Genomic DNA, 10985 nt, shown 5'->3' with positions numbered 1-10985 from the left:
GTCCTCGAGGTCCAGTGGTTGCGCCCGGCCGCCGCCAAAGCCCCCCTGCCCGCGGCCGCCGGGCGCAACCACTGGACCTCGAGGACCCTGGGGCGCGGGCACGCCAGACCCGGCGGGCGCGGGATCACTCGGCTTGGGCGCAGGACGGGCCGGCCCCTGCGTGATCCTGGACATGCTGGGGCCGCCCTCGCCACCGCGATGAAGCTGCTCGACCTCGCCACTGGGGGCGCCGCCGCTTGGGTTGGCCGTGCCATCGTTGCGCACCAGCGCGCGCGTGGGCTCCTCGTGATGATGACCGCCGCCGCCGTCGAGGTGGTACTCCGCGTGGGCGTCGGGGATGTCGCCCGCGCCAGCGTTGTCGAGGATGTAGGGCTGGGCGCCGAAGGTCCCGCACGCTCGCTCGTTGCGGTGAAACGCCCAGTGCATGTAGACCTTGCCGTTGCCGCTGCGGATCTCCTTGGGCGGGTTTGGATACGGTCCCGTCGCAAACACGACCTCGCGCGCGGCCGCGTCGAACGAGGAATTGCCCGAGTGATGAACGGTGCGGACCTTGTCGATCGTCCCGTCGCCGTTGAGCACGATCTCGACCTTGGTCCACAGCTCGAGGTTGTTGAGCGGGTGGCTGGCCGGGCGGCCGTCGAGCGCCTCGAGGTAGCCGAACGCCCACGCTTCATGGATGCCGCGGTGCATGGTCGCGATGAACCGCGCGAACGGGTGCTTGCGGGAGTTGAGCGCGGTCTGATTGCCGACCTGGACCTCGGGGACCATGTTCTCGAGCGGCGACTGATAGGCCTTGCGCGCGTCGTCCCACACGCCCTCGTTCTTGCTCAGCTGCAGTGACTCGACGTTCTTGGGCGCGTTGGCGTCCTTGCCGTAGAGCGCGTCGAGCTCGTTCTGCGACAGCTTGAACTGGTAGCGCGGGTCTCGGCGCATGATCTTCGCCTGCTGATCTTGGGCGAGGATGCTGGCCGACTCGCTCTGCGCGGCCGCGAGCGCGCCGTCGTCGGCCTCGATCGCGAGATCCTCGCGGGCCTCCATCGCCTCGGTGTGCTCGCGCTCGGCCAGCTCGCGCGTGGCCAGCATCGACTCCGGCTTTGGGTCGTGTTGCTCGGGCCGCAGCTCCCGCTCCTCGGGCCGGACGTCGGGGGCCTGGCGGGCCTTGGCGCTGCGCTGGGTCTGGGTCTGACGGATCTCGTCTTCGGCCGCGGTCCCGCGCTCGGGGCTGTCGCTCGGCTCGACCTGGCTGGCCTCGGCGATCCGCGCGTCCTGAGTGAGGTTGGTGATCTCGGCGCGGGTCTGCTCGGCGACCTTGCGATCGATGTTGGACAGATAGTCGGCGTCTTCGTTGGTCTGCGCGTCGTCGAACTCGTCGAGCTGCTCGACCATCTTCATGTTCTGCGGGAGCGGCTCGATCTCTTGGGGCGGCGGCTGCTCGGGCTCGGGCTCCTCCGCTGGATCGGGCTCGGGCTCGGGTTCCTCGACCTCGGGCTCGGGCTCGGGCTCTTCGACCTCGGGCTCGACGATCTCCCAGTCCGGCTCTTCTGTTTCGACCTCGGGCTCCGGCTCGGGCTGCTCGACCTCGGGCTCGGGCTTGGGCGCCGGATCGGGCTCGGTCAGCTCGATGACCAGAATCTCTTCGTCTTTGCGCTCGAACGGCTCGGTCTCGAGCAGCGTGACGGCGCCTCCGACCGCGACGAAGTTGGTCACGCCCGACCCCAATAACAATACGATCGCCGCGGCGATCGGAACGCCGCGGCGCTTGGCCGAGAGCTGTTGTGAGACCCGATGGGCCACGGCTTACTTTAGCCCCCCCACACGCGTCGTGCACTTTGCGATCACGACCGCTGCGTGGTCTGTCGCTCGAGGGGATGCGCGTCCGTGCGCGATCGCATGTCTGGTCCGCATGTCTGGCCCCCGAGGGGCTCCGATCATGACAGATCGAACCAGACCGATGCCGACCAGGCGTCTGGGGCGCGCCCGTTCGCGCAGGCCCGACCTAGTGCATGCGGCGGTAGATGCCGACGACCTTGCCGATGATGTCGATCGCGCGGAACTCCGAGCGGTGCACGACGATCGGCTTCATGGTCGAGTTGGCCGGCTGCAGACGGACGCGGTCACCCTCGTGGAAGATCCGCTTGCAGGTGGCCTCGCCGTCGATCATGGCGACGATGATCTCGCCATTCTCTGCGGTGGACTGCTTGCGGACGAAGATGTAGTCGCCGTCGTAGATCCCGTCGTCGATCATGGAGTCGCCGCGGATCACCAGCCCGAAGACCTCCTTGGAGGGCGCCTTGCCGATGAAGAAGCGGTCGATCGTGACGCGATCGCTGATGTTCTCTTGGGCCAGGATTGGCTGACCAGCGGCGACCAGGCCGACGATCGGGATCGTGACCTTGGCGTCGTCGGTGTTGACGGGCCGCAGCGCGCGACTCTTGAGTTCCTCGCGGACGAGGTAGCCCTTGCGCTCGAGGGCTTTGAGGTGGTCGTTCACACCGTTCGTGGAGCGGATCCCCATGTGCTCACCGATCTCCCGGAGGGTCGGCGGGTATCCGCGCTCATCGAGACAGTAGGAGATGTAATCGAGCGCTTCGCGCTGACGGGCAGTTAGAGGCTGTCGCACTGGTTCTCTCCAGGGGTGGTCAAGTCTCGAGGGAGACCTGAACGCTTGGCCGGTTTGGATCGAGGAGTCCCGGCCAGGGCTGGCCAAGCGCACAGGCGCTCAGCACTGAACATGTGTATGGAATGTCGCGGTCGAGGTCAAGCCGTCGAGAGATCGCGTGCCCCGTCGGACGGTGGGTCGGCCAAACTGGCCAAGAACTGGCGAAGGGCGAGGCACCCGTAGGATGCTGGATCGGTGGCCAGGTGCGCAAAAAATCACCAATTTCGAGCGGACCTCGATCCCGACCCCGAACGGGGGGTCGCGCCGGGGTCGGCCGGAGCACCCGAGGCCCCAGCGGGGGACGAGCGCCGGGCCGAGCGTGATCGGCGGGCGCGCGGGGATCTGGACCCGGCCCGTCCGTATGGCGGGCCCGAGCGCCGCCAGGGTCCGCGCCGGGCTGCCGAGCTGCCCTCGTCGATCTGGCGGCAACCGCTGGCGATCGCGCTCGCTGTCGGCTTGGGGATCGCGGCCGGGCTGGTGGTCGACGCGCTCACGCGCCAGCCGTCCACCGAGATCGCAGCTGGCGAGGCCACGAACGCGGTCCAGCCGCCCGACCACCCCGACGCCGAGGCGCTCGCGGGCGTGCAGGCGCTGCGCGATGAGGCCGAAGCGTTGACGGCGGCGCAGGTCGAGCTCGACGAGACCTCCCACGAGCGGTGGATGCCGCGCGTGGCGCTGATCGAGCGGGCTCTAGAAGATCCAGACACGCACCCGCTGCTGCGTCACGAATTGACCGCGACGATCACCGCGCTCGAGTGCGTGGGCGTGCTGGCGCCGACGCGGGCCCCGTCGGCGGGTCACCTGTGCCACACTCGCGCGGTGAACCCGAGCACGAATAGCGAGCGTCCGTCATGAGGAACCTGCTGGTCCGCGCCATCATCACTGGCTTCGGCCTGCGCATCGGCTCGGAGCTGGCCAAGTTCGTGGCCCAGCGCGTGCTGCCCCAGGACAAGAAAGAGGGCGAGGACGACGAGGACGACGCGCTGCGCTCGACGACCTCCGAGCCGCCCGAGGTCTGAGCGGCGGGCCTACTCCGGCTTGGGCTTGTCGGGCTTGGACCGATCGGGCTTGCCCTCGGCCGCGGGCTTCGAAGGCTTTGACGGTTCAGCGGGCTTCGGTGATCGGGCGTCGGGCTTGCGCTCGTCTTCGTGTCCGACCTTGGCTGGGCTGGTGCGAATGTCGGGCTCGAGCCGGCCGGTCTCGTCGCGACGAAACCGGATCTCCGTCTTCATCTCGATGACCAGGCCCGAGACGATCTCTTGAACCAGATCGGCGGCGTCCATCTTGTCGAGGAACCCGCGGACCTCCTGCGAGATCATGCGGACCAGCTCTTCTTTGGTGCCTTGCGCCACGCCCGTCACCAGGCCCTGGCCGCGCTTGATCGCCGCGCTCGAGTCACCCCAGATGCTGGAGATCAGCGAGTCCCCGAGCCGACGGAACGAGCGATCGCGCTCCCGCTCGGGGTCCTCGCGCTCCTCGGGCCGGTCCGGCCGCTCGGATGCGTCGGGAGCGCTGTCGTCATCCTGGTCCTCATGGTCCGCCACGGGCCCACGCTAGCCCTCCCGCGCGCGGGTTGCCAGGGTGTCGACGGCGCTGGCGATCCGCCGACGAGTGGGGCACAAAGGTTGGGTGCGATGGTTCGGATGCTACGGGTCGTCATGGATGCGCATGGTGGCAGTCGGCTCATGCCTGAGCGTGTGCGCGGCGGCGACCGGGTGCCTCGACTTCGGCGGGCCGCTGGTCGCCGACGACGACGACCCGGGCGACGGTGACGACGACGACACGTCCGCGGAAACAAGCAGCAACACCACGAGCGACCATCGCTGCGGTCCGACCTCGGGCGTCGTCGACCGCGTGATCGACGGCGACACGATCCTGCTCGAGTCCGGCGATCGGGTCCGCTACATCTTGGTCGACACACCAGAGATCACGGCCGGCAAGAACGAGTGCTGGGGCACAGAGGCGAGCGCGTACAACCAGCAGCTGGTCGAGGGCCACACGATCAGCATCGAGTACGACCAGGAGTGTGAGGACCAATACGGCCGGCTGCTCGCGTACGTGAGCGTCGACGGCATGGAGGTCAACCGCGCCCTGCTCGAGGGCGGGTTCGCGTGCATCCTGCACATCTCGCCCAACGGTGACGCCAAGTTCACGGCCTACCAAAACCTGGAGAACGCGGCCAAACAGGCGGGCACGGGGATGTGGAGCGCCTGCGCCAAGGTCACCTGCGAGTGGTAGTGACGAGAGATCTCGCCGGCTCCGCGCGCGCGCTCGTGACCGGGCGCCGGTGACGGTTTCGTGTCTGCGGAGCTTTTGCCCCACCTCGCGTCTGGGACGGGTACCCATCTTTTGTTATGAGCCACCCATGACCCTGGGCGGCCGCTCAGGTTGGACTGGCTCGGCACGATCATGACGACGCACTCGCTTCGCACCCTCCCCGGTTTTTCCTTCCTCATCGTTGGGCTCGCGCTCGCGGGTCCGGCTTGCACGGGCTTCATCGCTGGCGACGACAACGGTGACGCCGAGACGACCGGCGACGGCGACGGCGACGGCGACGGCGATCCCGGCGGCGACACGACCATCTACATGATCCAGCAGGGCGCCTCGGATGGCAGCTTCGCCGACAAGACCCAGGTCAGCGTCAAGGGCGTGGTCGTGACCTCGCCGGTCAACGCCGAGAAGGGCCTGGTGTTCGTCGAGGAACCGATGGGCGGCGAGTGGTCGGGGATCTCCCTGTACCTGTGGGACGAGGTCGTGATGGCCTCGCAGCTGCAGCCCGGCGACATCGTCGACCTGGTCGGCGAGTACACCGAGTTCTTCGAGACCTCGCAGATCGTGATCAAGAACCCCGGCGACATCGTGGTCGTGGGCTCGGTCGCGAGCGACGGCATGCCGGGCCCCGACATCGTCAGCGCCGCCGACGTGGCCCGCGACAACCCGGCGGCCGAGCCGTGGGAGGGCGTCCGCGTCCAGATCAACGACGCCGTGATCCAGGAGTCCAACGACGGGTTCGGCCAGTACCTGCTCGTTGGCGACGCGCTGGTCGGCAACGCGTTCGTCGACCCGCTGCCCGGGGTGGCGATCATGGGCAGCTTCGCGTCGGTCACCGGCCCGCTGCACTACTCGTTCAACGAGTTCAAGCTGCAGCCCACCGGCCCCAGCGACCTAAACGGCTACATGGGCCCGGCGACGCCCGTGGACGACACCTCGATCTACGACATCCGGGGCGGCACGGTCCCGCAGGGCATGGTGGTGCTGCTCGAGAACGTGGTCGCCAGCTCGGGCCTGACGTGGAGCAACGATCCAGACGCCGCGTTCTACGTGCAAGAGCCAGGCGGCGGGGCCAACTCGGGCATTCGTATCTACGTCTCCAACGCCGCGGGCCTGCAGGTCGCGGCCGGTGACGACGTCACGGTCGCGGGCCTGTACACGGAGTCGTTCGGGGTCAGCCAGATCGCGATCGCCGACGCGTCGGCGGTCACGATCAACAGCAGCGGCCCCAGCCCCGCGCCGGAGATCATCGCCGACCCCGCCTCGCTCAACACCGGCGGCAGCATGGCCGAGCAGTTCGAGAGCGTGCTGGTCCAGGTCGAGAACGTCACGGTCACCAACGAGAACCCCGACGCCCCCGAGGAGTACGGTGAGTTCGAGATCACCGGTGGCCTGCGCGTCAACGACGGGTTCTTTGCGATCGCCGACTGGACGAAGCCCGCGATGGGGGCCAGCTTCACGTCGATCGCAGGCGTGCTCAACTACAGCTACGAAGTCTACAAGCTCGAGCCGCGCACCAACGCCGACCTGGTCGCCAACTGAGCAGCCGTCCGCCCTGCTCGCCCCCGCCGCTGTCGGCCGCAGCGGCTCGGGGCCACGCTGAGACCTGGCCGACTCCATCGGATATCGCCATGCATCGAACGCTTCGCTCTTCTTTCGCCTCGATGTCCATGGTGATCGCGCTGGCGGCCTGCCCGGCTGGGCCCGGCTTGGACGGGAGCGAGGTGACGACGGCCGCGACCCTGGAGGGTGGGACCACCGACGAGCCGAGCAGCGACACCACGGGCGACGGCTGCCAGAGCGACGCCGAGTGCGCGGGCCACCCCAACGGGCCCGTGTGCGACGAGGCCGACGGGCAGTGCTACCCGGAGTGTGAGCCCGGTGACATCGACGACTGCTACGACGGCCCACCCGGCACGCTGGGGCTGGGCCCCTGCGCCGAGGGCACGCGCGCGTGCCAGGCCGAGGGCACCTGGGGTCCGTGCCTCAACCAGGTCCTGCCCACCGACGAGATCTGCGACGACGACATCGACCAGGACTGCAACGGCGAGCTGTTCGGCACCGACAAGGACGGCGACGGCTGGAGCACCTGCGAGGGCGACTGCTGCGACGACGAGATCGTCGGCTGCGTCGACGCGCACCTGGTCAATCCCGGCGCGTTCGAGGTCCCCGACAACGAGCTCGACGACGACTGCGACGGCATGATCGACGAGGTCGATCCAACCTGCGACGACGGGCTCAACAGCAACTCGAGCACCGGGCTGCACTACGCCCGCGCCATGGAGCTGTGCCAGACCACCAGCGAGGACGCGCCGCTGGCCGAGCGGTCGTGGGGCGTGATCTCGGCCGAGCTGACCCTCGCCAACGGCAACAGCACCCCGCTCCCGGTCCAGCGCTCGATCCGTCAGACCTTCGGCGACGCGATCGTCCCCAGCGGAGGCGAGAGCCTGGTGGTGCTGTCGAGCGGCAACGCGGCCGCGCCTGGGCACACGTCGCCCGACTTCGCCGCGTTCGAGAGCGGGCAGAACCTGGGGACCACCGTCCAGGCCCCGGCCGACTGGGTCGCCGCCAACGGGGGTCAGTTTCCGGCCTCCTGCGAGGGCCTCAACCCGACCGGCAACACCGAGGCCAACGACTCGGTGATGCTGACCCTTCGCGTGCGGGTGCCGACCAACGCCCGCTCGTTCACCACCCGCATGTTCTTCTTCTCGGCCGAGTACCCCGAGTGGGTGTGCAGCGAGTTCAACGACTTCTTCGTCGCGCTGATCGACAGCGGCTCGCCCGACAACCCCGGCGACAAGAACATCGCGGTGTTCGACGACGGCCAGGATCTGTGGCCGGTCGGGCTCAACATCCTCAAGACCGCGCCGGGGCTGTTCGGCGTGTGTGAGAGCGGCAACGTCGGCTGCCAGGGCGACCTCCCCCAGCAGGCCTACGTGTGTCCTGAAGGCCCTGATCTGCTGGCCGGGACTGGGTTCGACGCGATCGACACGGGCAACTCCTGCAACGGCGCAGGGTTTCCAGTCGGTGGCGGAACTGGCTGGCTCGAGATGTCCGGCAACGTCGAGCCCGGCGAGATCATCGATATTCGGTTTGGCCTGTGGGACGCGGGCGGGCACCTGTTTGACGCGGTGGTGCTGCTCGACAACTGGCGCTGGTCACTCGACGCGGCCTCGCCTGGCGTCAGCACGCCGTGAGCATTTGTGACAATCCGTTGAATTCGTAGGACCCCATATGCGCAAGCTCGAGTTGCCCCTCAATATCCTTGCATTGACGACGCTGGGCCTGCTGGGCGCGCCCGGCTGTCAGGGCGACGACGTGCCCATGGCGACCACCGCGATCGAGACCAGCGGCGACGGCGACGGTGACGGCGACGGCGACGGCGACGGCGACGGCGACGGCGACGGCGATGGCGATGGCGATGGCGATGGCGATCCGGGCGACGGCGACGGCGACGGCGACGGCGACGGCGACGGCGATCCACCCGTGGTCGACTGCATGGGCCAGCTCCCGCCCGCGAGCGAGGGCGTGTGCGATGCCCAGGGCCAAGCCGGCGGCTCGCTGCTGATCCTCGGCGACGTGCTGGGCCCCGAGACCATGTACATCAACGGCGGCGGCGTGCTGATCGACAGCGGCGTCATCACCTGCGTCGGCTGCGATTGCGCGGCGGACCCGGTCGCGATCGACGCGACGCTGACCTGCGCCGACGCGGTCATCACCCCAGGGCTGATCAACACCCACGACCACATCACCTACGCGCACAACTGGCCGATCGGTGACGGCCCCGACCGCTACGAGCACCGCCACGACTGGCGCGAGGGGCTCAATGGCCACGCCCCCCTGCCCTACTCTGGCGGCGCGGCGACCGACGACATCCTCGCCGCCGAGCTGCGCTTCGTGATGGGCGGCGCGACCTCGACCGCCGCCGCGGGCAGCCGTCCCGGTCTGCTGCGCAACGTCGACACCGCCGCCAACGAAGGCCTGCCGCTGCAGCCCGCCGACTCCGACACCTTCCCGCTCGACGACGCCAGCGGGATCCAGCACGACGGCAGCTGCAACTACGGCAACAACCCGACCACCCAGGCCCACGTCGCCGGGCTCGACGCGTATCTGCCCCACATCGGCGAGGGCATCGATCGCTACGCCAACACCGAGCTGGTCTGCACGGGGATCAACCCCGACGTGATCGAGGCCAACACCGCGATCGTCCACGCGACCGGGGCGACCCTGGCCGAGACCCTGACGATCAGCGCCGCCAAGGCCCAGGTGATCTGGTCGCCCCGCTCCAACGTGGTGCTCTACGGCTCGACCGCGCCGGTCACGATGATGGACACGCTCGGGGTCAACCTCGCGCTGGGGACCGACTGGCTGCCGTCGGGCAGCATGAACATGCTCCGCGAGCTGGCCTGCGCGGGCTACCTCAACGACGTCCACCTCGATCACCACTTCAGCGACAAGCAGCTGTGGGAGATGGCCACGACCAACGCCGCGTTTGCGATCGGGGCCGAGGCCGGGCTCGGCATGATCAAGCCCGGCTACGTGGCCGACCTGGCGATCTTCGCCAAGGCCGGCGAGCAGGGCCACGGCGCGGTCGTGCGCGGCCACGAGACCAAGGTCGCGCTGGTCCTGCGCGGCGGTGTGCCGCTCTACGGCGACGCCGCGCTGCTGGCCTCGGACGCGGTCGGCGGCGCCAGCTGTGAGCCGCTCGACGTCTGCGGCGTGGCCAAGCGCGCGTGTGTGGCCGACGACACCAGCTCGACGCTCGCGGCCGTGCTCGCGAGCGCCGACTACCCGCTCGGGTTTTGCCCCGACGAGGTCCCGATCGACGAGCCCACGTGCGTCCCGTCGCGCCCGATCGAGTTTCCCGACGGCCCGACCGACGACGACCTCGACGGCGATGGCATCAGCAACGATCTGGATCTGTGTCCGCTGGTGTTCAGCCCGCTGTTCACGAGCGGCGCGGTGCCGCTGTGGGACCAGCAGCCCGACGAGGATCTCGACGGGCTCGGCGACGTGTGCGACCCGTGCCCCAGCGACGAGAACGACCAATGCAGCCACGCCGCCGCCAACGACTTCGACGGCGACGGGGTCCCAAATGGCGTCGACAACTGCCCGCACGACGCCAACGCCGATCAAGCCGACGACGATCAAGACGGCCACGGCGACGCGTGTGACGCGTGCGACCTGCAAAACCCCGGGCTCGGCGCGTGCCCGACCTCGGTCGAGTCGCTGGCCGACGAGAGCCACCCCGATCACCCGGAGGACGGCTCCCCGGTCACGATCAAGAGCGTCTACGTGACCGCCCTGCGGGCCAACGACGTCGGGTTCTGGGTCGAGACCGGCACCCAGCAGCCCTTCACCGGGCTCGCGGTGTTCAGCAACGGCAACCAGCCCGCGCTCTCGGTCGGCGACGTCGTCGACGTCACGGGCACCTACACCGAGTACTTTGGCCTGGTCGAGCTCACCAACCCGAGCGTGGTCATCGTCGACAGCGGCAGCCCCCTGCCGTTCTCGCCGCTGGTCGTCGATGCGGCGGCGATCGCCACCGGTGGCCCGCAGGCCGAGCCCTACGAAGCCATGCTCTTGCAGGTCGAGGACGTTGCGATCACCGTGCAGAACGCCGACGGCGGCATGGACTTCGACGAGTTCACCGTGACCGGCGGCCTGCGGGTCAACGACACCAACTACCTCGCGCTCAACAACAACTGCCCGGTTGGCAGCATGTTCACGTCGATCGCCGGCACCTTGGACTTCAGCTTCTCGAACACCAAGCTCGAGCCGCGCGACGCAGGCGACATCGTGTGGATCGACTGCAACCCCGCGCCGTAGGCCGGCCGACCTCGACCCGCATGTCCATGGTGCCCCCGGGCGGCGGATTGTTGGCGCCAAACGGGCGGTCGCGTAGTCCGAGAAGGTCTTGGGGCCGCGCAGGGTCTCGACCGAGAAGTCGGGCGCGGGCAGATCGTAGCCAACCTCGATCGCGCTCGCGTCCCAGGCCCAGCGCTCGAGTCCGTCGAAGCACGGGCCGGTGTTGTCGCCGTCCCGTCCCCCGTCC

9 protein-coding genes are annotated in these 10985 nt (G+C 69.0%); 6 read left to right on the top strand and 3 right to left on the bottom strand.

Translation table 11 applies throughout. From position 1 onward, the window contains the following. On the bottom strand, positions 1-1794 hold a 1794-nt coding region (locus ENSA7_RS04195), incomplete at its 3' end, for a TonB family protein (RefSeq protein ID WP_181233110.1). Positions 1795-1996: 202 nt separating this feature from the next. Then, a complete protein-coding gene (gene lexA, locus ENSA7_RS04185; RefSeq protein ID WP_106087898.1) occupies positions 1997-2620 on the bottom strand; it encodes a transcriptional repressor LexA in 624 nt (207 codons plus the stop codon). Positions 2621-2854: 234 nt separating this feature from the next. On the opposite strand from lexA, the gene ENSA7_RS04180 reads away from it, so the two are divergent. Further along, positions 2855-3514: a hypothetical protein gene (locus ENSA7_RS04180; RefSeq protein ID WP_106087897.1), complete on the top strand. Its 660-nt coding sequence runs from the start codon at positions 2855-2857 to the stop codon at positions 3512-3514. Continuing rightward, the gene (locus ENSA7_RS43155; protein ID WP_181233108.1) at positions 3511-3678 is read left to right on the top strand and encodes a hypothetical protein; all 168 of its coding nucleotides are present in this window, start codon (positions 3511-3513) and stop codon (positions 3676-3678) included. The genes ENSA7_RS04180 and ENSA7_RS43155 overlap by 4 nt, the downstream gene beginning before the upstream one ends. A gap of 9 nt (positions 3679-3687) precedes the next feature. Here ENSA7_RS43155 and ENSA7_RS04175 read toward each other — a convergent pair whose 3' ends face one another. Beyond that, positions 3688-4203 carry a hypothetical protein gene (locus ENSA7_RS04175; RefSeq protein WP_106087896.1) on the bottom strand — a complete coding sequence of 172 codons (516 nt, stop codon included), beginning with the start codon at positions 4201-4203 and terminating at the stop codon, positions 3688-3690. Between the two features lie 118 nt (positions 4204-4321). On the opposite strand from ENSA7_RS04175, the gene ENSA7_RS04170 reads away from it, so the two are divergent. From ENSA7_RS04170 to ENSA7_RS43150, 4 genes are all read left to right on the top strand, one after another. Then, positions 4322-4897: a thermonuclease family protein gene (locus tag ENSA7_RS04170; RefSeq protein WP_106087895.1), complete on the top strand. Its 576-nt coding sequence runs from the start codon at positions 4322-4324 to the stop codon at positions 4895-4897. 171 nt (positions 4898-5068) lie between these two features. Next, positions 5069-6472, top strand: coding sequence for a single stranded DNA-binding domain-containing protein (locus ENSA7_RS04165; protein ID WP_146157304.1), 1404 nt, complete (start codon positions 5069-5071; stop codon positions 6470-6472). A 122-nt stretch (positions 6473-6594) separates the two neighbouring features. Continuing rightward, a complete protein-coding gene (locus tag ENSA7_RS04160; protein WP_181233106.1) occupies positions 6595-8127 on the top strand; it encodes a choice-of-anchor L domain-containing protein in 1533 nt (510 codons plus the stop codon). A 37-nt stretch (positions 8128-8164) separates the two neighbouring features. Continuing rightward, positions 8165-10759, top strand: coding sequence for an amidohydrolase family protein (locus tag ENSA7_RS43150; RefSeq protein ID WP_181233104.1), 2595 nt, complete (start codon positions 8165-8167; stop codon positions 10757-10759). Positions 10760-10985: the final 226 nt, after the last annotated feature.

The sequence above is a fragment of the Enhygromyxa salina genome, assembly GCF_002994635.1.
Taxonomy (GTDB): domain Bacteria; phylum Myxococcota_A; class Polyangia; order Nannocystales; family Nannocystaceae; genus Plesiocystis; species Plesiocystis salina_B.
The sequence above is the reverse complement of the archived record's forward strand: the minus strand, read 5'-3'. Positions and strand labels throughout refer to the sequence as shown.